The 24,758-nt window shown below is 59.2% G+C and carries 23 protein-coding genes; 14 read left to right on the top strand and 9 right to left on the bottom strand.

Annotated features, from left to right (window positions below):
* Nucleotides 1–28: 28 nt before the first annotated feature.
* The 3 genes from OEG81_RS03570 (at nt 29) to OEG81_RS03560 (ending at nt 2,466) form a co-directional block, all read left to right on the top strand.
* Nucleotides 29–784, top strand: coding sequence for a FadR/GntR family transcriptional regulator (locus OEG81_RS03570; protein ID WP_264131360.1), 756 nt, complete (start codon nt 29–31; stop codon nt 782–784).
* Between the two features lie 145 nt (nt 785–929).
* Nucleotides 930–1,913: a Bug family tripartite tricarboxylate transporter substrate binding protein gene (locus OEG81_RS03565; protein ID WP_264131359.1), complete on the top strand. Its 984-nt coding sequence runs from the start codon at nt 930–932 to the stop codon at nt 1,911–1,913.
* Between the two features lie 232 nt (nt 1,914–2,145).
* The gene (locus tag OEG81_RS03560; RefSeq protein ID WP_264131358.1) at nt 2,146–2,466 is read left to right on the top strand and encodes a glycine zipper domain-containing protein; all 321 of its coding nucleotides are present in this window, start codon (nt 2,146–2,148) and stop codon (nt 2,464–2,466) included.
* Nucleotides 2,467–2,707: 241 nt separating this feature from the next.
* Here OEG81_RS03560 and OEG81_RS03555 read toward each other — a convergent pair whose 3' ends face one another.
* Both OEG81_RS03555 and OEG81_RS03550 read right to left on the bottom strand, forming a co-directional pair.
* Complete coding sequence (locus OEG81_RS03555; RefSeq protein WP_264131357.1) at nt 2,708–3,652, bottom strand: VOC family protein; 945 nt, start codon at nt 3,650–3,652, stop codon at nt 2,708–2,710.
* A gap of 58 nt (nt 3,653–3,710) precedes the next feature.
* Nucleotides 3,711–4,550, bottom strand: coding sequence for a fumarylacetoacetate hydrolase family protein (locus OEG81_RS03550; RefSeq protein WP_264131356.1), 840 nt, complete (start codon nt 4,548–4,550; stop codon nt 3,711–3,713).
* A 188-nt stretch (nt 4,551–4,738) separates the two neighbouring features.
* Between OEG81_RS03550 and OEG81_RS03545 the strand changes: the two genes are divergently transcribed.
* The 8 genes from OEG81_RS03545 (at nt 4,739) to OEG81_RS03510 (ending at nt 13,299) form a co-directional block, all read left to right on the top strand.
* Complete coding sequence (locus OEG81_RS03545; protein ID WP_264131355.1) at nt 4,739–6,049, top strand: Rieske 2Fe-2S domain-containing protein; 1,311 nt, start codon at nt 4,739–4,741, stop codon at nt 6,047–6,049.
* A gap of 94 nt (nt 6,050–6,143) precedes the next feature.
* Nucleotides 6,144–7,139 (top strand): ABC transporter substrate-binding protein, encoded by a 996-nt coding sequence (locus OEG81_RS03540; RefSeq protein WP_264131354.1) that lies wholly within the window; start codon nt 6,144–6,146, stop codon nt 7,137–7,139.
* Between the two features lie 63 nt (nt 7,140–7,202).
* Nucleotides 7,203–8,171: a PDR/VanB family oxidoreductase gene (locus OEG81_RS03535; RefSeq protein WP_264131353.1), complete on the top strand. Its 969-nt coding sequence runs from the start codon at nt 7,203–7,205 to the stop codon at nt 8,169–8,171.
* A 165-nt stretch (nt 8,172–8,336) separates the two neighbouring features.
* A complete protein-coding gene (locus OEG81_RS03530) occupies nt 8,337–9,314 on the top strand; it encodes a Bug family tripartite tricarboxylate transporter substrate binding protein (RefSeq protein WP_264131352.1) in 978 nt (325 codons plus the stop codon).
* An 80-nt stretch (nt 9,315–9,394) separates the two neighbouring features.
* Nucleotides 9,395–11,071, top strand: coding sequence for an FAD-dependent monooxygenase (locus OEG81_RS03525; protein WP_264131351.1), 1,677 nt, complete (start codon nt 9,395–9,397; stop codon nt 11,069–11,071).
* A gap of 62 nt (nt 11,072–11,133) precedes the next feature.
* Nucleotides 11,134–12,318: a Gfo/Idh/MocA family oxidoreductase gene (locus OEG81_RS03520; protein ID WP_264132687.1), complete on the top strand. Its 1,185-nt coding sequence runs from the start codon at nt 11,134–11,136 to the stop codon at nt 12,316–12,318.
* A gap of 51 nt (nt 12,319–12,369) precedes the next feature.
* Nucleotides 12,370–12,954 (top strand): MarR family winged helix-turn-helix transcriptional regulator, encoded by a 585-nt coding sequence (locus tag OEG81_RS03515; protein ID WP_264131350.1) that lies wholly within the window; start codon nt 12,370–12,372, stop codon nt 12,952–12,954.
* Nucleotides 12,955–13,086: 132 nt separating this feature from the next.
* Nucleotides 13,087–13,299, top strand: a complete 213-nt coding sequence (locus tag OEG81_RS03510) for a DUF3079 domain-containing protein (protein ID WP_264131349.1) — start codon at nt 13,087–13,089, stop codon at nt 13,297–13,299.
* A gap of 98 nt (nt 13,300–13,397) precedes the next feature.
* Here OEG81_RS03510 and OEG81_RS03505 read toward each other — a convergent pair whose 3' ends face one another.
* The 4 genes from OEG81_RS03505 to OEG81_RS03490 all read right to left on the bottom strand — a co-directional run bounded on the left by OEG81_RS03505 (nt 13,398) and on the right by OEG81_RS03490 (nt 17,173).
* Nucleotides 13,398–14,378, bottom strand: a complete 981-nt coding sequence (locus OEG81_RS03505) for an ATP-grasp domain-containing protein (RefSeq protein WP_264131348.1) — start codon at nt 14,376–14,378, stop codon at nt 13,398–13,400.
* A gap of 118 nt (nt 14,379–14,496) precedes the next feature.
* Complete coding sequence (locus tag OEG81_RS03500) at nt 14,497–15,705, bottom strand: M20 aminoacylase family protein (RefSeq protein WP_264131347.1); 1,209 nt, start codon at nt 15,703–15,705, stop codon at nt 14,497–14,499.
* A gap of 181 nt (nt 15,706–15,886) precedes the next feature.
* Nucleotides 15,887–16,747, bottom strand: a complete 861-nt coding sequence (locus tag OEG81_RS03495; protein ID WP_264131346.1) for a c-type cytochrome — start codon at nt 16,745–16,747, stop codon at nt 15,887–15,889.
* Nucleotides 16,748–16,765: 18 nt separating this feature from the next.
* On the bottom strand, nt 16,766–17,173 hold the full coding sequence (locus tag OEG81_RS03490) for a c-type cytochrome (RefSeq protein ID WP_264131345.1): 408 nt from the start codon (nt 17,171–17,173) through the stop codon (nt 16,766–16,768).
* A 302-nt stretch (nt 17,174–17,475) separates the two neighbouring features.
* Between OEG81_RS03490 and OEG81_RS03485 the strand changes: the two genes are divergently transcribed.
* The 3 genes from OEG81_RS03485 to OEG81_RS03475 are packed head-to-tail and all read left to right on the top strand — an operon-like array spanning nt 17,476 to nt 21,349.
* Nucleotides 17,476–18,459 carry a c-type cytochrome gene (locus tag OEG81_RS03485; RefSeq protein WP_264131344.1) on the top strand — a complete coding sequence of 328 codons (984 nt, stop codon included), beginning with the start codon at nt 17,476–17,478 and terminating at the stop codon, nt 18,457–18,459.
* Nucleotides 18,459–21,002, top strand: coding sequence for a cbb3-type cytochrome c oxidase subunit I (locus tag OEG81_RS03480; RefSeq protein WP_412034159.1), 2,544 nt, complete (start codon nt 18,459–18,461; stop codon nt 21,000–21,002). Before OEG81_RS03485 ends, OEG81_RS03480 begins: the two co-directional genes overlap by 1 nt.
* A gap of 5 nt (nt 21,003–21,007) precedes the next feature.
* A complete protein-coding gene (locus OEG81_RS03475; protein WP_264131342.1) occupies nt 21,008–21,349 on the top strand; it encodes a hypothetical protein in 342 nt (113 codons plus the stop codon).
* A 22-nt stretch (nt 21,350–21,371) separates the two neighbouring features.
* Here OEG81_RS03475 and OEG81_RS03470 read toward each other — a convergent pair whose 3' ends face one another.
* The 3 genes from OEG81_RS03470 to OEG81_RS03460 form a co-directional block, all read right to left on the bottom strand.
* Nucleotides 21,372–22,343, bottom strand: coding sequence for a Bug family tripartite tricarboxylate transporter substrate binding protein (locus OEG81_RS03470; RefSeq protein ID WP_412034098.1), 972 nt, complete (start codon nt 22,341–22,343; stop codon nt 21,372–21,374).
* Between the two features lie 103 nt (nt 22,344–22,446).
* Nucleotides 22,447–23,403, bottom strand: coding sequence for a Bug family tripartite tricarboxylate transporter substrate binding protein (locus OEG81_RS03465; RefSeq protein WP_264131341.1), 957 nt, complete (start codon nt 23,401–23,403; stop codon nt 22,447–22,449).
* Nucleotides 23,404–23,441: 38 nt separating this feature from the next.
* Nucleotides 23,442–24,473 carry a uroporphyrinogen decarboxylase family protein gene (locus tag OEG81_RS03460; protein ID WP_264131340.1) on the bottom strand — a complete coding sequence of 344 codons (1,032 nt, stop codon included), beginning with the start codon at nt 24,471–24,473 and terminating at the stop codon, nt 23,442–23,444.
* Nucleotides 24,474–24,758 lie beyond the last annotated feature (285 nt).

Here is a 24,758-nt window from a genome sequence, read left to right as displayed (position 1 = left end):
GGCCATCGAGCATTCTTTTCGCGCGGCCATGGCCTCATTGATCCGTCCCTCCCTCTCTCTACAGCGGCCCAAAAGCCTGGCTGCGCAGTTGGCCAAGGACTTGAGCGACCGCATCGCCCGCGGCGACCTGAAGCCCGGCGACAAGCTGCCCAGCGAACATGACATGGTCGCTTCCTATGGCGTGAGCCGGACCGTGGTGCGCGAGGCCGTTTCCAGCCTCAAAAGCGCCGGTCTGGCATCAGCCCGCCAGGGCGTCGGCGTATTCGTCCTGGATGCCTCATCCACAGCACCGTTTCGCATCGATCCCGGCGAGCTGGACACCGTCAAGGAAGTCATCAGCCTGCTCGAACTGCGCACCAGCCTGGAGTCCGAGGCGGCGGCGCTGGCGGCCGAACGCCGCAGCCCGGCTCAGTTGGCACGCCTGCGCCAGGCTCTGGAACAAATGGGCCGGGTCGTGGATACACAAGAGGATGGCGTCGACGCCGACTTCAGCTTCCATCAGGAAATCGCCCAGGCCACCAACAACCGCTATTTCATCGAATTGTTCGCTTATCTGGGCATGATGGCCATTCCGCGCTCGCGCATCGGCATGTACAAGAGCGATTCCGCCGCGCGAAACGCCTACCTGAAAAAAGTGGACCTGGAACATCAGGCCATTTTCCAGGCGATCGCCGACAAGGACGCCGAGGGCGCTCGTTCCGCCATGCACCGGCATCTGAGCAACAGCCGCGACCGGCTCAAGCGCGCGTCCGAAACGGCCGGGGCCCCGCCCGATTCATCATAAAAAGCAGGAAAAGAAAAAATATCCGGTAAAAATCGATAATTCTTCTTGTCCGACAACTGACAAGTAGCTATGATAATCCCCGCGTAATAAAAATTCGATCACCAACCAAAGCATGTGGCGCCACAAGCGCCGCCGAGGAGATTTCATGAAGACATTCGTCAAAACAGCAATCGCGGCCTGCTGCATCGCCGTAGCCGGCGCGCCCGCGCTGGCCCAATCCGATGCCGCCAATTATCCCGACAAGCCCATCAAGCTGATCGTGCCCTTCCCCGCGGGCGGCACCTCGGATGTGCTGGGCCGGCTGGTGGGCGACAAGCTGGGCCAGGCACTGGGACAAACCGTCGTGGTGGAAAATCGTGCCGGCGCCAACGGCAATATAGGCGCGGACTATGTCGTGCGGTCGCAGCCCGACGGCTACACCTTGCTGCTGCTGGACCTGGGCAACCTGAGCATCAGCCCCAGTGTCTACCCCAATATGCCGTTCGATCCCATTAAAGACCTGGCACCGGTTTCCATGCTGGCCTATTCGCCTCACCTGCTGGTGACCACGAACTCCCTGCCGGTCAAGACCCAGGAAGAGCTCGTCGCCTATGCCAAGGAAAAGAAGGGCGCGATGAACTTCGCCGCCGCGGCCGGCATGGGCAGCGCACCGCATATGGCCGGCGTCCTGTTCGCCCAGAAAACCGGCGTCGAATGGGGCTACATTCCTTACAAGGGCGGCGCGCAAGCACTGACCGACCTGATCGGCGGCCAGGTCGACGCCACCACCAATGGCATGGTCGCCACCTACCCCCACGTCAAGAGCGGCAAGATCAGGCTGCTGGCCGTCACCAGCGAGAAGCGGCTGCCCCAGCTTCCGGACGTGCCCACCGTCAGCGAGATGATCCCGGGCTTCGTCACGGGCAGTTGGCAAGGCGTACTCGCTCCCGCGGGAACACCCAAGCCCATCGTGGACAAGCTGAACGCCGAAATGGCCAAGATCATCCAGATGCCCGACGTGCAGGCGAAACTTGAAACACTGGGCGCCCAGCCCATCCAGATGACGCCGGACGAGTTCGGCGGCTGGCTGAAGACGCAGGTGGCCAACTGGGCCAAGGTCGTGAAGGAGGCCGGCATCAAGCTGGAATAGGCTGGAACGGCAGGCCCGCCGGCTGCCATCGGCCGGCGGGTTGGCAATACCTTAGCGGGGCGGATCATTCCGCCCCGCGTTGCGTGAGGGCCGCGCATTTGACACAAAACCATTACAAAACCGCCCGGCGGGACGGTAGATATTTCAATGGGCTGCAAACGCCCGCCTGGCCCTTGTTTGCATGAAAACGCATGGCTACTCTGGCTTCGTCAACAACAGACAGGAGTACGCCATGACACTGCAACGCACTATCGTACGCATCGCCGCCATAGGCCTGATGTCGCTGGCCGCGGCCGGCTGCGCCACTCACGACCGAAAATCCAGCAATACGCTGCTGGGCGCGGGGCTGGGCGCCGCCACCGGCGCCGTGTTCTCCGGCGGCGATCCCCTTTACACCCTGGGCGGCGCGGCCGCGGGCGGCGTGCTCGGCAATGTCCTGACGGAAGACCGCGACAAACGCCGCGGACGAAACTGGAACAGCGGGCAGAACCGGCCTTCATACGACCGGGGCAAGGGGCGCGGCCATGACCGCCATGATCGCCGGCGCCGCTGATTTCATGTGTGGGGCTTCATGAAGCTAGCCCTTGGCCGGCCTTCCGCCATGTTCATCTATGCGCTCGGCGTCCATGCGCCCAGCGCGCCTTGGCAAGACAGGCCGCCCAGGTGCTGGGCAGCCTGTCGGCGCCTCCGGCAGAGGCATCGAAAACCGGAGCAGCGTCAAAGGCATCACAATGAAAAGGCGTTAGAAAAAATGCCACGCTCCCGTTTCGCTATTGCGCGTACCCCTCCTGATATTACCGTTCCACTTCAGAGTTTTCGATGAAGTAGGAAGGAACTTTCGGTCCCCATAGGTAAAGGGAGTTCTCAGGCGGATGATCACGCCCCGCCCATTGATAACCAGCTTCTATATAGTCTATGTGAGCCGAGTACTCCGCGAACGAACCCCACGGGTCGCGCACATAATGGAAGTAATTCGACCCGAGCACATGACGTCCCGTTCCCCATCCTTCTGTGTAACCTGCTATCGCCATTTGCTCCGCTCCCAACCCCACCTCGTCAACGCCATCGACATCCCAGGAAGAATGATGCCAACCGCGCACCGAGCTCTTGGCGAACGCAACCAAATGGTGATCACAACCATGAGGTGCATGCAGAAATGCCACTATATCTTGCGACCTATCGGAAAGCCGCAATCCGAGTCCTCGACAATAAAAATCGATACTGCGAGAAACATCGGACGAAAACAGCAAGACGTGAGACAGTCGGCGAGGCCGCACCTTTGCCATATCTCCGCGCCTTGGCGCCCCCCGCTCATTCGCAGCGATGTTTACGCATGGATTGGGGGCCTTGGTATCGGGAGATGTTTTAGGTCCGGCCTGTACATGCAGCAAATTGCCGTCAGGGTCATAAAACCAGTAATCAGTCGAACCGGTTAAATCCAGAGACTCCGCGTCGCGTGCACCCGCCGTTTTCAATTGTTTGCGAAGCAAAGGCAGGTCGGCTTCGAAGCAGTTGAAACTCAGGTACTTTAGCGCTTTGCGCCGGCCTTGCTCGACCATGCCCCAGGCATGGCCATCTGCTGCCTTGATGATCAGCTTGCCGCCTTCATTCGACACATCGAGACCGAAGGCCGTATAAAAATGCACCGCGGCCTTCAAGTCGGGCACAGTCAGGACAAACCGATCGATTGAATGTACGCTGACATCAGCCAAGCCGGCGCTATTGTTTATGGAACTCATAATCTGCTCCTCTCCTTGCTGGGATACTCAATAGGAATCTCAATAGGAATCCGCTCCCTTATCGCTCGTTCTCGATTGAGTTCCGCAAGGTGCCTATTTGTGAGATCGACACCTCGCAGATGTCGCCTTCGCGCATCAACAATCGGGGATCCCGAGCCCAGCCTATGCCCGATGGTGTTCCGGTAACAATGACATCGCCCGCCTCAAGAGAAATGGCTTCGCTGAGAATGGAAATAAGCGTGGCTACATCGAACAGCATGTCGTCGGTTGAAGCACTTTGTACCACCACGCCATTCAGGCGAGTCTCCAATATCAATCCACGCCCTCCTGGAGGTAGCTCGTCAGCCGTGACCAGGTCCGGACCAAAGGCGCCCGTATTGTCAAAATTCTTGCCTATCGTCCATTGCGGCGATTTGAATTGATACTCCCTTACCGATCCATCGTTGAATACCGAGTAACCCGCCACCCATCGCAGAGCATCCTCTTTGGCAATATGCCGTCCACCACCGGTAAGAACCACTGCCATTTCCCCCTCGAAGTCCAGTGAATCCGAGGCCAGTGGCCGAACAATGGGTTCTTGATGAGCAACCAGACTGCTGTGGTAGCGCGGAAAAATCGTGGGATAGTCGGGCTGTTCGTAATCACTCTCCTTGGTATGGTCCGCATAGTTCAAGCCTACGCAGAAGATCTTGGGAGGTCGAACCAGGGGCGGAAGGAATTCCTTTACCTGTGCCTCATCCAGCGTAGCCGCATAAGGCTGATTTCGTCCGTACTCCGCCAGGTCCGCTCCTCTTGCAAGCAAGGAATCAAGCAATTCATTGCCGAGTATATGAATCTTCTTCCCCTCCCTGATACCCAATACAGCCTGACCTTCGTGAATAAAACTGATGTAGCGCATACATGTCTCCTTTGAGCGATAGAAGCCGTCCCAGTCATTGAGTTTCAAATCATGCTTGACGGAAAATAATTAGATCACTAATATTATACTTAGATATCTAATTATATGTACAGCTGATGATTTATCTGTGGAGACCTGATCCGCAGAATCGGCGTCATGCAACATAGCAAGGGCAAGGAGAAAGTACGGTGTTGACCCACGAAGAAAATGAACTGCTGTGCCGAGTCGAAGGCGACGCGGCGATGGGGCAGATAATGAGGCGCCATTGGCTACCAGCCTGTTTGGTGGAAGAGGTACCCGAGGCTGACGGCAATCCCGTACGAGTACGCATACTGGGCGAAAACCTGGTTGCGTTCCGGGATAGCGATGGCCGTGTCGGACTACTCGACGAGTTCTGCCCGCACCGGCGCGCCTCTCTGGTGTATGGCCGTAACGAGGAATGTGGACTACGGTGCCTCTATCATGGCTGGAAGATGGACGTGGACGGCAATGTGGTCGATATGCCCTCCGAGCCCGACGGCAGTGCGCTGGCGGAAAAGGTCAAACATAAATCCTACCCCGTGCGCGAAGCCAACGGATTGGTATGGGTATATATGGGGCCGCCTGACGCCATGCCCGAATTTGAACGCCCAGGTTTCGCCAATGGCTCAAAAGCCAAAGTAAGCATCGTCAAGGTGCATGTGGGATGCAATTGGGCCCAGGTGTTGGAAGGAGCCATAGATTCAGCTCACAGCTCTAGCTTGCACTCCACCGATATCCGACCGGCCCGCGTAACAAATGCGGGGATGACCGATGCATACATGACTCGTCCCTCAACGGACAAATCGCCACGCATCCAGGTCCAGCATACCGATTACGGGATGAGCTATGTTGCCATTCGGCGTCCAATCACAAACGCCGATACGCACAACTATTTACGGGTGACCAACTTCATCGCGCCCATTACCGTACAAATTCCGCCAAATAGCCAGTACAGCCTCATCCAGTATACGGTCCCGATCGATGACATCAATACCTTCCTGTACTTCATAGCCTGGAGCGACGATACGACGCCAGGCATTGGCATCGACCAGGAAAGCTGGCGCAAGTTCTGCGGAGCTCAGGTGGGAATAGACCTGGATGAGAAGTTTCACCGTGTACGCTCACGCGACAACGATTATCTTCAGGATCGCAAGGCGATGAAGCTAGGCGACTTCACCGGTCTTCGTGGCATACCCAATCAGGATATTGCAATGTGGGAAACCATGGGGAGAATCGCTAACCGATCCGACGACAGGCTAGGCGCGAGCGATATCGCCATCGTCGAGTTCCGCCGAATCATGGTCGAAGCGGCACAAGGCATCCTGGAAGGCAAACCCGCAATCGGCACGATTGGCCGCAGCACCCCGTTCGCAGATATCCGTTCCTACGAAGGAATCGCCGAAAAGGAAACGGATTGGCGCACGCTGATCACGGGCTTGCCCCTCAATCGCAGCAAGGAAACCGAAAGCGCCACATAAGGCAAAGCCGGGCTCGATGCAGACATGATCCATCCGCGTCGACCTTACTTTATAAAAAAACTTGCTTGTGCATTGACCTATGCAGGAGAAAGCCGTGAAAAAATTGCCCATCACCCTGGCCTGCGGTGATTATGATCGCGTTCAAGCGATATGTGATGGCCGCGTTCTTATTGAAGGCTGCGACCTGAACTTCATGACCATGGAGCCGGAGGAGCTTTTCTTCCGCGCATACCGGAACCAAGAGTTCGATGTCTGCGAACTGTCGCTCAGTTCATATATTCTAAACCTTAGCCGCGGCGTAGAAATGCCCTACGTTGCGATACCGGTTTTCATTTCTCGCACCTTCCGCCATTCGGCTATTTATATACGCACAGATCGCGGCATCGACTCCCCGGTAGACCTCAAGGGGAAACGCGTAGGAGTTCCCGAATACCAAATTACCGCAGCCTTGTGGGCACGCGCACTCCTGTCCCAGGATTACGGCGTGGAGCCGTGGGATTTCGAATGGTTCCAGGGCGGACTCGAACAACCCGGCCGTGTGGAAAAGCTCGCACTCAATCTGCCGCCCGCTATACAAGTCTCCTCCATTTCATCAGATGCAACTCTGGACTCCTGGCTGCGAGAGGGGAAGCTGGACGCTCTGATCGCAATGCGCCCTCCCCGTTGCTTCAATGAAGGCGTGCCCATGGTTAAAAGGCTATTTCCGGATTACCAAGCCGCCGAGGCCGAGTATTTCGCGCGCACAGGGATATTTCCCATAATGCATGTCATCGGTATCCGGCGAGAGCTGGTGCATGCTCATCCCTGGCTGGCGAACTCAGTCTACACAGCATTCATCAAGGCCAAGGAAATAGCGGTAGCAGCGCTGGAGAACATTGCCGCATTGCCTATTACCTTCCCCTGGCTCGGCCCCTGGATGGAGCAAACTCGATCCCAGATGGGAGCCGACTACTGGCCATACGGAGTGGCCGAAAACCAGAAGGCATTGAGCGCAGTCGTGCAGTATGCGCACAAGCATGGCACAGCAGAGCGGCTTCTCAAGATAGAAGAGCTCTTCGCACCTGGAACACTTGAGCGCCATAAGGTCTAGCGAGAAAAACGCCTGTCGATAGCCTGGAACCCGTCCCCCCGGGTTTCAAACAGAGAAATCATCATGTCTGAAGCAAAACAAATCGCAAATATGCCGCTGCTTGTTACCGCCGCCAACAAGATTGCGAACGATACCATGAGCTTTCAGTTGCAGCGGCCGGACGGCGGCGAGCTCCCCATCTTCCTTGCGGGCTCTCATATATTCGTGGAGACCCCGAATGAGTTGTTGCGTCAATACTCGCTGTGCAATGCGCCAACCGAGCGTAATCGCTATGTCATAGCCGTAAAGCGGGATGCCGCTGGACGGGGAGGCTCGAAGAGTATGGTCGACACCCTGAAAGTAGGCGACACCATACTCGCCTCCGAACCGCGAAACGCTTTCCCGCTCGTTCCGGACGCCGCCCGATACCTGTTCATCGCCGGCGGAATTGGCATTACACCAATACGCTCAATGCTGCTGGCCTTGTCTGCCGCAGGAAGCAAATCATTCAAGCTCTATTACTGCACGCGTTCTTTGCAAGAAACTTCATTCATGGAAGATTGGGAAAAACCGGAGTTCAAAGGGAAGGTCGTCATTCACCACGACGAAGGCAAGCCCGATCGCCGCCTGGACTTGTGGCCCATGCTGGAAAAGCCGGATCGCACCCATTTATATTGCTGCGGGCCGAGCCCGCTTATGCAAGCCGTACGCGATATGGCAGGACATTGGCCTTCGTCAAGCGTGCACTTTGAGGATTTTTGCGCGCTCAAACCCAAACCTCGGCCTGATGATCAGGCATTCACCGTGCGCTTGGCCAAGTCTGGAATGAAACTTACCGTGCCGGCCCAGGACACCCTGCTACAGACCTTACGCAATGCGGGAGTTCACATCGCCAGTTCTTGCGAGAGTGGCAGCTGTGGATCTTGTCAGGTGGGCTTGCTGGAAGGCGAAGCCGATCACCGCGATTTCGTATTGTCTGAAAGCGAGCAACACGATCGGATCATAAGCTGCGTGTCCCGGGCATGCTCGCCAGAACTTGTCCTGGATATTTGAAATCACGCCCCCGATTTTTTCCACGCCACAGACATCCGAATCCAATGGAGGAAGCCGCTTATAAAGTATTAGTAACGCAGCAACGGAAACATAAGAAATAACAAGCAGTAGATAACCGCCTTCTTTCGATAGAGCGGGCAACACCATCATCCCAAAGGAGAGAAAATGTTAACTTTTTCAAAGAATATCGCAGTAGGCCTGCTAAGCTTGGCCACGTTCGCGGGCTGTGCGTATGCAGTTCCCGACTATCCCAATCGGCCTGTTAAGGTTCTTGTAGGCTACGCACCGGGCGGAACTCCTGACATCATTGCCCGCACACTTGGCGAGAAGCTGGGCAGCCTGCTGGGTCAATCGTTCGTTATCGACAACCGCCCTGGCGCTGGCGGCACGCTTGCGACCAGGCAACTTGCGAACTCCTCCCCCGATGGATACACATTACTGGTTGCGGATATAGGACAGCTGGCTATCGCGCCTTATCTGTTCAAGTCGGTCGGATACGATTCTGTGAAGGACTTTGCACCCATCAGCCTGGCTGGGGTAACGCCCATGTTCATCGCCGCGAATGCAAAGACAACCTCGCTCAAGACAATTCAGGACCTAATCTCCCAGGCCAAGAAAGAACCCGGTTCCATTAACTATGGATCGTCCGGCGTGGGAAGCATCCATCAGATCGCCATGGAGGTGTTCAAGTCCGAAGCAAGTATCAATTTGACGCACATTCCATACAAAGGATCCGGTCAATCCGTTCCGGCCCTTCTTGCCGGTCAAGTCCCTGTTCTGATGACTGCACTGCCCACCGTCGGCCCTTATGCGACAACGGGGCAAGTCAATCTATTGGCCGTTACATCGGCGAAGCGATTTCCAGGAACACCGAATGTGCCGACCCTATCCGAATTATTTCCTGGATACGACTTCCCCTCCGAAGTGGGGGTACTCGCTCCGGCAGGCACCCCGCCGGAAATTCTGGACAAATTATCCAAGGCCATCGAAAAGGCCCTTGATACAAAGGAAATGCGCGATCGTTTTGAAATCCTAGGATCGATTCCCGTCTGGAGCACGCCTGAAGAGTATGCAAAAAACATCCGTGAAAACCTCAGAAAATACGAGGCGGCGGTCAAGCTGTCTGGCGTCGACCCGAACTAGCCAGCAGGGCCGGCCCACTACAGCAAGAGCATGGGCCGGAATATCCAAAAATCCATATCAACATCTGACGGAGCAACGGTTTGAACAGTCCTGCGGATCACGCACAAAGAACTTCCGTGGCAATTGTCGGCGGCGGACCCGTGGGTCTGCTGCTGGCAATGTTTCTTGACCGGCACGGGGTCAACAGCACAGTCTTCAATACGGAATCATCGGCGCGCATGCACCCCAAGGGGAGCACTCATAACTCGCGCACCATGGAACATTACCGCCGCCTGGGTTTCGCCAAACGCATACGGAATCTTGGGCTACCCATGGATCATCCTACCGATGTCGCATACTTTACACGCTTCAACGAATGGGAGCTGGCAAGGCTACCCATGCCTTCCGAAACCGAAAAGCGGCTAAGCGTAGCCGCATCGAGTCCACTGGATCAAGTCCCCGAACCGATACATCGAGCCAACCAGATGTATGTAGAACAGGTCCTCCTGGAGGAGGCAGCCAAAAGGCCTCGCATAACACTGAAGTTCGGCATGAAGGTCATAGGAGTGCAAGAAGAATGCGATGGAGTCCGCCTTGATGCAATCGACGTCTCCACAGAAGCGCAATCAACCTGGAAAGCATCCTACCTTGCCGGTTGCGACGGAGGACGCAGCTTTGTGCGAGGCGTACTGGGAGTCTCCTATGAAGGTTTTGAAAATCTGCGCCAGGCATTTTTTGGAGGGCGTATGGTATCAACCTATTTGCGCGCGCCCACGCTCTACCGCGACCATCTGCATGGCAAGCGAGCCTGGCAATACTGGATTGTCAATCCAACACTGCGCACAGCCTTGGTTCCATTGAATGGCGACGATGAGTTCTTATTGTGGTCCCGCGACGAAACGCCCGGCTCAAACATCGACGAAGCCGCCATTGTCGCGATATTGCGGCAATGCACCGGGGCCGATCTTCCCGTTCAAGTGCTTGCACATGCAAAATGGACCGCTGGCGTTGCACTTGTCGCTGAAAAATTCGCGCAAGGCCGTATCCTATTGGCGGGCGATGCCGTGCATCTGTTTACGCCAACAGGCGGCTTCGGGATGAATACGGGCGTCGATGATGCAGCCAATCTTGCCTGGAAGCTTGCGGCAGCCGTTCAAGAATGGGGAGGCAAAAATCTGCTTGCCTCCTACGAGCTGGAGCGCAAGCCGATCGCACAGCGTAACACGGCGGCAGCACGCGAACTGGCAAGAAATGTCGGTTTAGTGCCGATACCGCCGGAACTGGATAAGGACAGTCCGGAAGGTGCTCATGCACGAGTTGAAACAGGAGCTTTCCTGTCCACATTCGGCGAAGAATATGCCTCACTGGGTGTGCAGTTAGGCGCACGCTACGACAGCTCGCCCATCATTGTTCAAGATGGGCAAGCACCCGATGACGACTTGGCCAATTATGTACCAACCAGCGTTCCAGGCGGCCGCGCCCCGCACTTCTGGCTGGATAAGGGCCGAGAAGAAGGGAGTTCGCTATACGATCACTTGGGAGTAGGCTTTACGCTGCTTTGCCTGAACAACGTGGGGTTTGATGTGGATGCTTTGAAGCGGGCGGCAAAGGCACGCGGCATACCGCTAAAAGTGCTGCATATCGACAATAGCCAAGCTCTGGAAATGTATGGTGTGGGTAAAGCGCTCATACGTCCCGATCAGCATATCTGCTGGCGCGGCGACACGGTACCCGAAGACGTCGGGGCCTTGCTGGATACCGTAACTGGAGCACGCTAGTGAGCGCCGATTTCCCGTCGCATGCGGCCGCCTCCACGAGGACGGAAGAGCCCCGGCGTAAGCTGAAGCTCGGCATCGCAGGGATGGGCCGCGGGTTTCTTGTAATGCAGCCCACCTTGGCCTTGCATCCCGATATTCATGTAGTAGCGGGCATGGACCCGCGTGCCGAGGCTCGCCAACGCTTTGTGCGGGATTTCGGTGCGTACTCATATGAGTCGTTTGAGGCGCTTTGCGCCGATGCCGATGTCGATGCTGTCTATATTGCCTCCCCACACCAATTTCATCGCGAGCAGGTTCAGATAGCGGCTCGGTATGGTAGACACATGCTAGTCGAGAAACCGATGGCATTGACCCTGGATGATTGCCGTGCAATGACCGACGCGGCAAACGCAGCTGGCGTATGCTTGATCGTCGGACATAGCCATGGTTTCGATACGCCCGTTCGACGAACCCGGCAACTGATTCAAAGCGGTGCCTTCGGACGGTTGCGAATGATCTCGGCATTGAATTACACCGACTTCCTTTATCGTCCTCGTCGTCGCGAAGAACTGCAAACACAGCTAGGCGGCGGAGTGATATTCAGCCAAGGCTCGCATCAAATAGACGTGGTACGAACTATCGCCGGAGGACGGGCGGCAAGCGTCCGGGCCTATTCTGGAATCTGGGATCCTCAGCGGGCGGCCGAATCAGCCTATTCGGCGCTGCTCACGTTTGAAGATGGAGCCGCTGCATCGATGGTCTACAGCGGCAACGCTCATTTTGATAGCGATGAGTTTTGCGGCTGGGTCGGCGAGACGGGGAAACGTAAAGATCAGCGCAACTACGGTGCCGCCAGACGGCTATTGAACAGCATGGCTCCTGGCGAAGAAGATGCTTTGAAGCGAGATCGAGGCTACGGTGGGCCGAACTACATACAACCCAACTTGGCATCTTCCAGCAATGCTCCAAGGGTGCACCATGAGCATTTCGGCCTTCTAATTGCCTCTTGCGACCGTGCCGACCTGCGTCCGGGGCCTCGCGGAATAGCAATATATGATGACGAAGGCGTACGCTTCGATCCACTTGAAGACCCGACAGTACCAAGAAGCGAGGTCATCGACGAACTCTACGCTGCCGTTATCGAAGGAAAAAAGCCCATACACTCTGGAGAATGGGGCACAGCCAACTTGGAAATTTGCTTGGCAATATTGCAATCCAGCCGCGAAAATCGAGAAATCCCACTTTTGCACCAGATCAATGCAATCTAAGCATAAGTGGTGGTATAACCGTTCGATCATCTCTAATCGAACAGCGCTTCCATGCCTAAATCAAAGTTTGAAGCCCAATATGGATCATCTCATGCGGTACTGCGCCATTGGCGTGAAGCTGTGCCCAACGACCGCCTTGCCCATCTAATCAAAGATGCCATGCGAGGAGTGTCGCGAGCCCTTCAGATGCGCCTTATGGAACACTCCGTATCGTTCGGCCATTGGACTTTCCTGCGTATACTTTGGGAGAACGATGGATTGACCCAGCGCCAGCTAAGCGAAGAGGCTGGCTTGATGGATCCCACCACACATTCGGCGCTTCGCGCAATGGAGAAGCTGGGATATATTTCTCGACGCAAGCTTCCGAACAATAATAAAAATATCCATATTTATTTAACGCCCAAAGGGCGTGCCTTGAAAAAAGTTCTGGTTCCGATTGCAGAAGAAGTAAACAACATAGCTGTAAATGGTGTGTCTGAGTCTGCCATCCAGACAACTCGTAAAACACTGCTCGCTATAATTGAAAACCTTGCCTTGGACGAACAGGAATCACTTCAGAACAAACGCCATCAACCCTCTACGCGCGATCTATCGGACCTTATAAACATAGCGGATGCAGCCGAAGACGTGCGTTAACACTCATACAGCAACGCAACCCGGCGTCAGCGCAATAAGCGATTCCTTGATATCCGTCATGTTTTTCCGGGGTATACCCGAGTAGGATACTCGGGTATACCCTTAGAACTCAATTCGCATTGAGGCCCGAACATGGCCAAGAAATTTCCGCTGAATCCCAAGCATCCCGAGCGTATCTGCTGGGGCTGCGATAAATACTGCCCCGCCGATTCCATGCTGTGCGGCAACGGTTCCAGCCGCACCCAGCACCCGTCGGAATCCATGGGCGAGGACTGGTACGAGTTCGGCGACTGGGGCCTGGATCTGGAAGTGCCATCCGACCGCCCCACGCTGCGGCCCGCGTGAGCCCGGCCGACACACCGCAACCGATGAAAACACTGGCTGGCAGCCCCCCCCCGCCAGCCAGGAGAGGGGTGACGTCAACCTGACATTATCGGAACGTGTCAGGCTGTGTCGAGTGCGGGTTCGGGCCGGGCTTGCCCGGCGCGCAGGCCACGGAGCTCCTCTCCCAGGTATCGGGCAATAGCCTGCATCCCATACAACCCGGCCGCCGCTTCGGCGTCGCTGTTGTAGTTGGTGTTGGTATTGACGTCATAGGTGTAGATCTGGCCGTTTTCGTCGGTGATGAATTCGATGCCCGAAATCCCTATGCCATTGGCCGCGATGAAGCGCTGGTAGCGCTCGATGATGGGGTTGTCGAAACCCTGAACGATCTGGAAGCGGGGAGCGGGCGCCGCCGGCGCCTCTTGGCCTACCGGGCAGAACGCATCGCCCGCCTGGCAGACATCGGCCGGGCAAAGCTCGAAGCCCAGCGACGTATCCACACGCACCGCATACAGGAACCTGCCGCCCACGAATTCCACGCGCGTGATGTAGGGCTCCGGCGCCCGGATGTATTCCTGTATAAGGGTGATGCCGTCGATGGACGGCTCGAAGGCCTCGCCGCTGACGTAGTCTTCCAGCGCCTTGACGCTATGGAACAGCCGCACGCCCAGGCCTTTGCCCGCGCGGTTGTGCTTGGTGATGAACGAGCCGGGCATCGTGCCCGCCGCCTCGACGATATGGCGCTTGCCCACGGCCGCGATGCTGCGAGGCGTGCGTATGCCGTAATTGGACAGCGCGGCATATTGCGCCACCTTGCTGATTTCCAGCTGCAAGGCGCGGCCGTTGTTGATGACGCGCCGCCCATGCGATTCCAGCCAGGCCAGCACCGCAGCCGTGTATTCCGGCGCATAGCGGTGATTCCGGGTGTGCGACGACGCACTCATCCGGTTGTAGAACACCCCTTGCGGCGGCGCTTGGGCAAGATCCAGCGCGCCTTCGTCCAGGAACCACTCTTCGTAGGGCAGCCCCTGTTCCGCAAATGCGGCCCTGAGAGGCTCGACCCATGCCGAGTTTTCGTGGATCACATAGATTTTGGACATAAGAGCCCTTCCGATACGGATATTTCAGCGAAACAAGCCGGAAGCCAGATACCCATGGCTATCAGATAGCGTAAACAGAATGGACTCGAACAAGAACGACTAAATAATTATTTTTCCATTACTTATCGTTATAAGGCTGCGACAGCCAGGCCTGGGCGAGCCTTATCCAATAGCTGGCGCCCAGGGGAATCAGATGGTCGTTGAAGTCGTAGGCGGGGTTGTGCAGCATGCAGGGGCCTTCGCCATGGCCCGGCATGCGATGATCGCCCTGTCCGTTGCCTATCCATATATAGCAGCCCGGCCGCTCCTGCAGCATCAGGGCGAAATCCTCGCCCGCCATCGACGGCTGTACAGCGGCGTCGACATTGGCGGCGCCCACAAGTCCTTCAAGGACCTGGACGCTGAAGGCGGTTTCACGGGGATGGTTGTAGGTGGGCGGATACTTGCGGTCGAAGACGAAGTCGGCCGTGCAGCCAAACCCCTCGCTGATCCGCTCCGCCAGTTCGCCGATGCGCTTGTCGATCAGGTCGACCGTCTCGCGCGTGAAAGCGCGCACCGTCCCGCGCAGCTCGGCCCTGTCCGGAATGGCATTGTCCGCCGAGCCGGCATGGATCTGGGTAACGCTGAGCACGGCCGGATCATAAGGATTGCGATTGCGGGTCACAATGGTTTGCAGCGCCTGGGCCAGATGGGTGGCCGCCATGATGGGATCGCAACCCAGGTGAGGCATGGCGGCATGCGCCCCCTTGCCCATGATGGATATCGTAAAGTAATTGCTCGATGCCATGATGGGCCCCGCGCAGACGCCGAAGCGCCCCACTTCCATTCCGGGCCAGTTGTGCATGCCGAAAACCGCCTCGGCGGGAAACCGCGTGAACAAGCCGTCTTCGATCATCTTCTTGGCGCCCAGCCGCCCCTCTTCGGCCGGTTGGAATATGACATACACCGTGCCGTCGAAATCGCGGTGCTGCGCAAGGTAGCGCGATGCGGCCAGCAACATGGCCGTGTGGCCGTCGTGGCCGCAGGCATGCATTTTTCCAGGGTGCTTGCTGGCATGCTCGAACGTGTTGAGTTCCTGTATGGGCAGGGCGTCCATGTCGGCGCGCAAGCCGATGGACCTTCCGCTGTCCGTTTTGCCCCGTATGACACCCACCAGCCCCGTGATGCCCAGGCCGCGATGCACTTCCACGCCCCATGACTCCAGCTGCCCGGCTACCAGATCGGAGCTGCGGACCTCTTGATAGGCGAGCTCGGGATGCGCATGGATATCGCGGCGAATGGCGATGATCTCGTCCTGCCACTCGAGTATGGGTTCGACCAGTTTCATGATGGGGAACTCCTGTTATGCGCGCGACCCGGCGATCCGGCGATCCGGCGATCCGGCGATCCGGCGACCCGGCGGCCCGGCGCTGCGGCGAAGCCTGAAACCCTCGGCAACAGCCCATGATAATACCGGTCGGGGCGCTGCGGATACTGCCCATCCGCCTCCGGAACCGCGAGCCGGCCCGTCATTCCCCATCGCGGAGCGTATACAGGAATGCGGCAATATCCTGCGCATCCTGTTCGCTCACGCCCAGATCGGGCATCGCCGACAATGGATCCACCTTCGTCGGATCGCGCAGCCAGCGCAGCATGTTGGCGGGCGTATTGGGAAGCACGCCGGCAATGTACTGCCTGTCCGCAATGCCGGCCAACGGCGGCCCGACGTGCTTGTTCGCGCCGACGATGCCCGGGATCGCATGGCATGTGACGCACACGTATTGTTGCAGCGCCTTTCGGCCGGCCGCGGCGTCGCCCAGGCGCGGTTCCGGGGCGGATGCCGGCGGTGTTTCGTCCCTTGCAGGCAAGGGCGCGTGCTCATCGCTCCACATCGCATAGTCCGCTGGCGACAATGCCGGCAAGACCTTCATGAACGCCACGACATCCCATATCTCGTCGTCGCTCAGGCGGTACTGCCAGGCGGGCATGCCGCTCATCTTGATGCCATTCCGGACGATCCAGTAAACCTCGGCGGCCGGCCAGTGCCGGGCGGCGTCGACCAGCGACGCGGGTGCGGGCGTCAGACCCAGCGCGAAAGGCTGGGGCGCGACGCCCGGAGCGCCATGGCACTGCACACACTGCGCACGAAAGTGCCTGAAGCCATTGATGATGCGATCCCGGTCGTCAAGGGCGGGCACCTCCATGCCGGAGGTGCGCAGCTTGACGGAACGCCGCAATGACGTTTCAAGCAGGTGGTAGACGAACGCCGTATGCTGGCTTGTGGCACTGACGTCATATACGCCGATGTATACGGCAGCGCCCCCCAGCAGTGCGGCGGCGGCGGCGGATGCCGCCAGGGTGATGCCCGCAACTCGTTTCCATGTCGTCATCTTCAGGCGTCCGTGGCGTCAGTGCAGGGTAAGAAGATAGGCGGCGATGTCCCGTGCATCCGCTGTGCTCAGCCCCAGATCAGGCATGGCGGTGCGCGGGTCGATCGCCGGGGGGTCAAGCAGCCATTGCACCAGATTTTCGGGCGTATTCGGAAGCACGCCGCCCACGTAGGCGCGCATAGCCATGCCGTCCAGCGGAGGACCAACCCTGGATACCGGTCCCTTGATGCCTTCTATGGTGTGACAGGCAACGCAGCCATAGTCGGCAATGAGTTGCCGGCCCCTGGCCGTATCGGCGCCGACCAGCTGACCGGCCTGCCCCGGCGGCGCAAGCGGCGGGCGCTTTTCTCCACAGCCTGCCAGCAGCAAGAGGGCGATCATCCCGAGCAGCAGCATCGGGACTCGGCGGGCGATAGGACTGGGCATTTGCGCATTTCACTATTCCTGGATTCAGGTCGGTACAGCAAATTCTTTGCCGCCGGCGGCTGCGGGAGAGCATGCCTCGGGCGAGGCCAGTATGGGGAGGTTTGCCGAATGCGTGTAAATTTTTCAAAACAAGCCCAAAACATGCCGAGGGGCATGGCGGCGCAGTTGGCAATTTGCCGTTTCATCAGGCGGATGCAGGATGACACTCCGCTTGGTACGGCATGTGCTGCATGCAAATCCAGTACCGCAGTGGCACTTTCCAGCCGCGCGCCTCTCCGACAGCTCCAATAACCGGCCTCTGCATGCTCCATTTGCGCTCAACCGTACTGCTCGCCATACTGCCGATACAGGCGTCGGCCGACGTGCAATCGGTTCTCCGCCCCCACGGAGAAGACGCCAGCCGAATCGCGGAAATCAGCTGGGTGATGTTCATCGGCGCGGGCGTCATCTTTCTTCTTGTCATGATCTTGCTGGCTGTGGCGCTATACGGCAAGCCGCAAGCCAGGACGCTGCTGGGCAGGCGCTCGCTGATCGTGGCGGGAGGCCTTGCTTTTCCTATAGCCGTGCTGAGCGCGCTGCTTGCCTACAACCTGAAGGCGGCCTCCTCTTCGGCCATGGCCGATACGGCGCCGGCGGTCCGCATCGAGGTCGTCGGCGAAATGTGGTGGTGGCGGGTCCGGTACCTGGCCGCCAACGGCCAGCCGCTTTTCGAGACGGCCAACGACATACGCATCCCCTATGGGCAGCCCGTGGAATTCGTGCTCAAGTCCGATAATGTGATCCATAGCTTCTGGGTGCCCGAGCTGGCGGGCAAGCTGGACATGGTGCCGGGCCATGTCAATCGCCTGCGCGTCCAGGCAAAGAATGCGGGGGTGTTCCGGGGCCAGTGCGCGGAATATTGCGGAGCCCAGCACGCGAAAATGATGTTCGACGTGCAGGCGCTTGACCCGGGCGACTTCCAGCAATGGGTGGCGGCGCAGCGCGAGCCCGCGCGGAAGCCGGCCGATGACACGCTGCGCGCGGGACAGCGGCACTTCCTGCAGGCCTGCGCGCAATGCCATGCAATCCGCGGAACCGCGGCGGCCGGTACGCTGGGACCGGATCTCACGCATATCGGCAGTCGCCGTTCGCTGGCGGCGGGCGTGTTGCCCAACAACGTCGGCACACTGGCCGGCTGGATCGCCGGCGGCCAGCATATCAAGCCGGACAACGCCATGCCCTCCTTCAACCGCCTGTCCAGCCAGGATCTGCGCGCCGTTGCGCAATACCTGGAAAGTCTCGAATGATGGCGGACGAATCCATGGCCGACGTGGCGCCCTCGCCGCCCAATACGCTTCCTCGTCCGGACGGCGAGCTGGAGCAGTTGCAACGTGTCTGGAAGCGCCCCACTGGCTGGCGGGCCCTTACCGTCGTCAACAACAATCATGTCGGCCTGCTCTATATCGGCACGGCCTTGCTCTTCTTCCTGCTTGCCGGCGTGTTGGCGCTGCTGATGCGCACCCAACTGGCCGTGCCCGACAACGATCTGATCGGGCATGAGCTGTACAACCAGTTGTTCACCATGCACGGCACGGTGATGATGTTCCTGTTCGCGGTGCCCGCGGTCGAAGCCATGGCCGTACTTCTCCTGCCGAATATGCTGGGAGCGCGAGACCTGCCCTTCCCGCGCCTGTCCGCCTATGCATACTGGGCCTATGCCGTGGGCGGCCTCATATTCTTTTGCAGCATCTTCGTCGGGCTGGCCCCGGATGGCGGCTGGTTCATGTATCCGCCCCTGAGCAGCTCCGCCTATTCGCCGGAGCTCAACGCGGACCTCTGGCTGCTTGGCATCGGCTTCATCGAAATATCGGCCATCGCCGGCGCCATTGAACTGGCGGTCGGCATCCTGCGCACGCGCGCCCCGGGCATGACCCTGGACCGCATGCCTATTTTTGCCTGGGTAATGCTGGTGTTTTCCGGCATGGTGATCGTCGCGTTCCCGGCGGTTATCGTGGGTACCGCGCTGCTTGAACTGGAACGGGCCTTCGGCATGCCTTTCTTCATCGCCCAGAAAGGCGGCGACCCGCTATTGTGGCAGCATCTATTCTGGTTCTTCGGCCATCCCGAGGTCTATATTATTTTCCTGCCGGCGGCCGGCATGGTATCGATGATCATCCCCGCCATGACCGGCACCTCGCTGATCGGCTACCGGCTCGTCGTACTGGCGGTCGTGGCAACCGGCTTTCTGAGCTTCGGCTTGTGGGTGCATCATATGTTTGCCACCGGCATTCCGCAGCTTTCGCTCAGCTTCGCGTCGGCCGCCAGCATGGCGGTGTCGGTGCCGACAGGCATACAGATATTCGCCTGGATCGCCACCATTGCCGCCGCGGCACGATTGCGACCGTTCAAATTGCCCATGCTGTTCATCCTGGGCTTCTTCTTCATCTTCGTCCTGGGCGGACTGACCGGGGTGATGGTCGCCGTGATCCCCTTCGACCTGCAGGCCCATGACAGCTACTTCATCGTCGCCCACCTCCACTATGTATTGTTCGGCGGCATGGTCTTTCCGCTATTCGCCGCGTTCTACTATTGGGCCCCGTTCGTCAGTGCGCGCGCGCTGTCCGAAAAGCTGGGCCGCTGGGCCTTCTGGCTGATGTTCATCGGCTTCAACGTCAGCTTCTTCCCCATGCACCTGACCGGCCTGGCGGGCATGCCGCGTCGGGTCTACACCTATGCGGACAGCTATGGCTGGGGCCCTCTGAACATGGCCTCGACCCTTGGAGCCTATATGATCGCCGCCGGTGTCCTGGCCTTCCTGATCGATCTGGCACGCAACTTCCGGCCGGTCGGCGATGCCAACGCCGGCAACATATGGGACGCCGGCACCCTGGAGTGGCTGCCCAGCCGGTCTTACGGATCCCGCAGCATCCCGTTCGTGACAAGCCGCGAACCGCTGTGGAATCAACCCGGCCTGGCCCGGGACGTGGACGCCGGGCGCTATTACCTGCCGAACGCCCCAACGGGCCGGCGCTCGACGCTGGTCACAAGCCCTGTGCAGGCCAGGCCCGAGTACGTGCTGGAGCTGCCCGGGCCGGGATGGTCGCCCCTTCTTGCCGCGCTGGGCACCGCCGGCTTCTTCCTGCTTCTTACCTTCAAGCTGGAGGCGCTGGCGGGAGCCTGCGGCGTCCTGGCGGTGGCAATGATATGGCGCTGGCTGTGGGACGCCGACGCGAATCCCGTCCGCCCCCCCGTCGATATCGGCGGCGGCCTGCGCCTGCCGGTATCGTGCGGCGGCAGCGCCTCCCATTCCTGGTGGGCCATGGTCATCCTGCTCATGGTCTGCGCCAGCATCTTCGGTTCGCTGCTGTTCGCATATCTGTTTCTGTGGGTCACATCCCCGGAAACCTGGCCGCCTCTTGCGCGATTGCCCTCCATGGGCTTGCCGTTGACATCCACCGGCCTGTTGCTTGGCACCAGCGTACTGCTGGCGTGGCTGAGCCGCGCCCTGGAGCGGGAAAGACAGGTAGCGGTCCGCTTGGGGCTTCCGGCCGCCATGCTGATGATCGCGGCGGCAATCGGCCTGGAGGCTCATGGGCAGTGGCAGGCCGGACTGCGGCCGCAAGATAGCGGCTATGCCGCCGCCGTCTACGCCCTGATCGGGCTTCAGGCAGTATTTGTGACCACACTGTGCTTCATGGCCGCCTTTACGGTGGCTCGATCCCTGGCCGGACGGCTGGGGCCCGCCCGGCGCGCCAGCTTCGACAGCACGATGCTCTTCTGGCACTACACGGTCGCCCAGGGTCTGCTGGGCCTCTGCGCGATCCACGGCTTTCCACGTTTGCTGGAGTGAACGCCATGCCAGGCAGCTTTCCGCGCACATTCCTGTTCATGCTCTCCGGCCCGATCATCTGGGCCGTGCACTTCCTGTTCGTCTACACCGTGAACGGCATCAACTGCGCACGGCCGGCCTTGGACGGCGTGTGGATGGGCTTGCCGGCGCCGCTGTGGATCATCGTCGCGGCAAGTCTGCTGGCGCTGCTGGCAATGGCAGCCATCTTTCTGCGTCTGCGCTCGCGCATGCCGCGCACGGCCTGCCCCGGCTTCATCCCATGGCTGGCCGGCGCGCTGAGCCTGCTGTCGGCCGTGGCCATTGTCTGGGAGACGCTACCGGTGCTGCTGGTGCCGGCTTGCGCTTAGGGCACTCTAACCCAACGCCCGATCAATCGACCGACGCGCCGGATTGCTTGACAGCCTTGCCCCATTTGGCGATTTCAGTCACGATGAAATGCTTGCCTTCCTCGGGCGTGTATATCAAGGGCTGCGCCCCGCGATCCGTCAGTGTTTTTGCCGCTTCAGGCGATTTGAGAATCCCGTTGATTTTTTCGTTCAGGAACTTTACGACTTCCGGTGGCGTTGCCCCAGGCGCAAAAATGGCCGCCCAGCCCACGGCTTCGAAGCCCGGGTAGCCTGACTCTGCCACGGTAGGCACTTGCGGCAACTGCGGCACACGCTCGCGTGTCGTCACTGCCAAGGGAATGGCCGACTTGGACTGCACATGCGGAAGGGCGGCGGTCACCGAGTCCACCATAAGCGGTACATGGTTGCCCAGGAAATCGGCCTGCGCCGGACCGCTACCCTTGTAGGGAATATGACGCAGCTCGATCTTGGCATCGGCCTTGAACATTTCAGCCGACAAATGCTGGGTGCCGCCTATGCCGGCGCTGGCATAGGCCAGATCGTCGGGGTTGGCGCGGGCCCGCTCGACCAGTTGAGAGAGCGAAGTGATGCCGCTTTTCGGATTGGCCAGGAAAACCAGCGGGACCGTGAAAATACCACCCACCGGAACAAAATCGGATTTCAGCGAATAGCCCGGGTTGCTGTAGAGCGTCTGGTTGACGGCGCCGGCGCTGCCGCCCACGGCAAGAGTGTAGCCATCGGGCTTTGCCCGCGCCACGAATTGCATGCCGATATTGCTGCCGGCGCCCGCCTTGTTCTCCACGATGACGGGCTGGCCCACTTCGGCGGAAAGCTTTTCGGCTATCACACGTGCAAAGATATCGGTCGCCTGCCCCGGCGGAAAGGGCACGATCATGGTGATGGGGCGGTCGGGATAGGCGGCGTGCGCCATGCCGGCGGCGCCGATCAGCGCGCAGGCCAGGATGGCCTTGGAAAACGGTAAACGGTTTGTCATATGCGTATCTGGTAAGGGTTCCACAAAACAGCGTGGCCGATATCCCGTGATGGACATCGGCCGCCGTACCCGAACAATATACTATGAGAGCCGCAAGCCAATTCTAGTTGGCGACAATACCCGCCGATCGTATGACCGTTGACCAGTGCTCGGTATCCGCCCTGACGGTTTTGCCAAGCGCCTCGGGCGATTGATAGCGTGCTTCTATACCGGCGGCGCGTGCCTTCTGTATGGTTTCAGGTGTCGCCAAACCGGCCTCCAGGGCCTGTGAAATTCGCTTGATCGCATCCGGTGGTGTGCCGGCCGGAGCGAACAGGGATACCCAGGCGTCCAGTTCGAAATCGGGAAAGCCCTGCTCAACCGAAGTCGGCACGTCGGGCAGCATGGGATGGCGCGATCCGCTGGCTACGGCAATGGCGCGCAGCTTGCCCTGCTGGACGTGGCCGATGATGGAAGGCGGCGTCGTGATGAACAGCTGCACACGGCCCGACAGCACATCCTGAATGGCGGGTCCCGAACCTTTGTAAGGCACATGGACCATGTCGGTCGACGTCATCTGCTTGAGGAGCTCGGTGCCGACGTGCGGCACCGAGCCGCTGCCCTGGGAGGCGTAATTGATTTCGCCTGGATGCGCCTTGGCGTAGGCGATCAGTTCTTTCAGCGTATGAACAGGCAGAGAGGGATGAACCACCACGACATGCGGCGCCACGGCCAGCATGGCGACGGGCGTGAAGGACTCGGCGTTCCAGCGCAAGTCGGAGAACAGGGAAGGATTGCCGGCGTGATACATGGAGTACGACGCCAGCAGCGTGTAGCCGTCGGGCGCCGCCTGGGCCACGTAGCCATAGGCGATGTTACCGCTTGCGCCGGCACGGTTGTCGACGACGACCGATTGATTCAATGCCTGGGTCAAGGGCTCGCTGGCCAGGCGCGCCGCCATATCCACAATGCCGCCGGGGGGCACGGGAACGACGATCGTGATGGGCCGAGTGGGGAAGTCTTGCGCTGCCGCACCCTGCATGAAAAAGGCCGACAGGGCAATTACAAGAAGTTTGATCATGGTGCGAAATCCAAAGGGTCCGGCAATGGCGGAGAACATCAGCGGGAAAGCTCGTTTCGGACAATGCGGGCGCCATCGGCCATGGCTTTCATCTTGCCGTAGGCAATATGATGCGGCAGGTACTTCAGGCCGCAATCGGGCGCGATCACCAAACGCTCCGCCGGCACGTGAGGCAAGGCGCGGCGGATGCGCTGGGCCACGGTTTCAGGCGTTTCTATCTCGGGCGTCGATAAGTCCAGGACACCGAGCATGATGGTCTTCGACGGCAGCTGTTCCAGAATTGCGCAGTCGAGATTGGACTGGGCGGTTTCCACCGATATCTGGTCGGCCAGGCAGTTCTCCAGTTCGGCCAGGAAAGAGTATCCGGCGGGGCGCTCGTGGATGATGGCGGCGTAGCCGAAGCAGATATGCACCGCAGTGGTGCCGGTGACGCCCTCCAGTGCGCGGTTCAGCGTGCGCACGCCATAGTCCCGCGCTTTTTCGGACCGGGCCTGCAGATACGGCTCGTCTATCTGCACGACATCGGCTCCCGCCGCAAACAGATCCTTGATTTCCTCATTGACGGCCACGGCGTAGTCGTAGGCCATCTCCTCTTCCGATTTGTAGAAATCGTTCTGCGCCTGCTGAGTCATGGTGAAGGGGCCCGGCACCGTGATCTTGATCCGGCGATCCGTATTGGCGCGCAGAAACTCGACATCGCGCACCTGCACGGAGTGCTTGCGCCGGATCTTTCCGACGACGCGCGGCACAGGATTGGGGTGCCCGCTGCGGTCGAGCGCCACGCCGGGATTGTCGATGTCGACACCCTCGAGAGCGGTTGCAAAACGGTTGGAATAGCTTTCCCGCCGCATTTCACCGTCGGTCAGTATGTCCAGGCCGGCATTTTCCTGAGCGCGAATGGCAAGCAGCGTTGCATCGTCCTGCGCCTGCTCCAGCCAATCGGACTCAACGCGCCATAGCTCCTGGGCACGGACCCGCGGAGGAAAACGGCCGCCCAGTTTGGCCCTGTCAATCAGCCAGTCGGGCTGCGCGTATGAGCCAACCAGAGTCGTAGGTAAAAGTGTAGGCATGATACAAATCCAGTAAACGATGGGGCCGCAGCCATGCGCCATATGCCCATCGAGAAAAATGAGGTGCGCCGATGATACCCACTCTCCCCGGCATTTTTGCCGGAGAAGCGAAATTACTCTTCAACAAGCCGAATTTATGCTCGAATTTCCCCTCAACATGAGGCCTTCTCATTCAAACAATGAGCAGAATGAAGGTGAAATCCCTAGCCGCCTCGGACTGGAAGCCGACCGGGGCGGACACCATGGGCGGTCCATTTGCCTGCGGCCCTGGAACCGGCTTCGAAC

The sequence above is a fragment of the Pollutimonas sp. M17 genome, assembly GCF_025836975.1.
GTDB lineage: Bacteria > Pseudomonadota > Gammaproteobacteria > Burkholderiales > Burkholderiaceae_B.
This window is presented reverse-complemented; position numbering and strand designations above follow the sequence as displayed.

What these genes read in the sequence shown, in the direction of transcription:
- OEG81_RS03565 (WP_264131359.1), top strand. Translation starts at nt 930, where the DNA reads ATGAAGACATTCGTCAAAACAGCAATCGCGGCCTGCTGCATCGCCGTA.
- OEG81_RS03470 (WP_412034098.1), bottom strand. Translation starts at nt 22,343, where the DNA reads ATGACAAACCGTTTACCGTTTTCCAAGGCCATCCTGGCCTGCGCGCTG.
- OEG81_RS03570 (WP_264131360.1), top strand. Translation starts at nt 29, where the DNA reads ATGGCCTCATTGATCCGTCCCTCCCTCTCTCTACAGCGGCCCAAAAGC.
- OEG81_RS03490 (WP_264131345.1), bottom strand. Translation starts at nt 17,173, where the DNA reads ATGCCCAGTCCTATCGCCCGCCGAGTCCCGATGCTGCTGCTCGGGATG.
- OEG81_RS03475 (WP_264131342.1), top strand. Translation starts at nt 21,008, where the DNA reads ATGCCAGGCAGCTTTCCGCGCACATTCCTGTTCATGCTCTCCGGCCCG.
- OEG81_RS03480 (WP_412034159.1), top strand. Translation starts at nt 18,459, where the DNA reads ATGGCGGACGAATCCATGGCCGACGTGGCGCCCTCGCCGCCCAATACG.
- OEG81_RS03500 (WP_264131347.1), bottom strand. Translation starts at nt 15,705, where the DNA reads ATGAAACTGGTCGAACCCATACTCGAGTGGCAGGACGAGATCATCGCC.
- OEG81_RS03460 (WP_264131340.1), bottom strand. Translation starts at nt 24,473, where the DNA reads ATGCCTACACTTTTACCTACGACTCTGGTTGGCTCATACGCGCAGCCC.
- OEG81_RS03505 (WP_264131348.1), bottom strand. Translation starts at nt 14,378, where the DNA reads ATGTCCAAAATCTATGTGATCCACGAAAACTCGGCATGGGTCGAGCCT.
- OEG81_RS03560 (WP_264131358.1), top strand. Translation starts at nt 2,146, where the DNA reads ATGACACTGCAACGCACTATCGTACGCATCGCCGCCATAGGCCTGATG.
- OEG81_RS03555 (WP_264131357.1), bottom strand. Translation starts at nt 3,652, where the DNA reads ATGAGTTCCATAAACAATAGCGCCGGCTTGGCTGATGTCAGCGTACAT.
- OEG81_RS03515 (WP_264131350.1), top strand. Translation starts at nt 12,370, where the DNA reads ATGCCTAAATCAAAGTTTGAAGCCCAATATGGATCATCTCATGCGGTA.
- OEG81_RS03510 (WP_264131349.1), top strand. Translation starts at nt 13,087, where the DNA reads ATGGCCAAGAAATTTCCGCTGAATCCCAAGCATCCCGAGCGTATCTGC.
- OEG81_RS03465 (WP_264131341.1), bottom strand. Translation starts at nt 23,403, where the DNA reads ATGATCAAACTTCTTGTAATTGCCCTGTCGGCCTTTTTCATGCAGGGT.
- OEG81_RS03485 (WP_264131344.1), top strand. Translation starts at nt 17,476, where the DNA reads ATGCTCCATTTGCGCTCAACCGTACTGCTCGCCATACTGCCGATACAG.
- OEG81_RS03530 (WP_264131352.1), top strand. Translation starts at nt 8,337, where the DNA reads ATGTTAACTTTTTCAAAGAATATCGCAGTAGGCCTGCTAAGCTTGGCC.
- OEG81_RS03535 (WP_264131353.1), top strand. Translation starts at nt 7,203, where the DNA reads ATGTCTGAAGCAAAACAAATCGCAAATATGCCGCTGCTTGTTACCGCC.
- OEG81_RS03495 (WP_264131346.1), bottom strand. Translation starts at nt 16,747, where the DNA reads ATGACGACATGGAAACGAGTTGCGGGCATCACCCTGGCGGCATCCGCC.
- OEG81_RS03550 (WP_264131356.1), bottom strand. Translation starts at nt 4,550, where the DNA reads ATGCGCTACATCAGTTTTATTCACGAAGGTCAGGCTGTATTGGGTATC.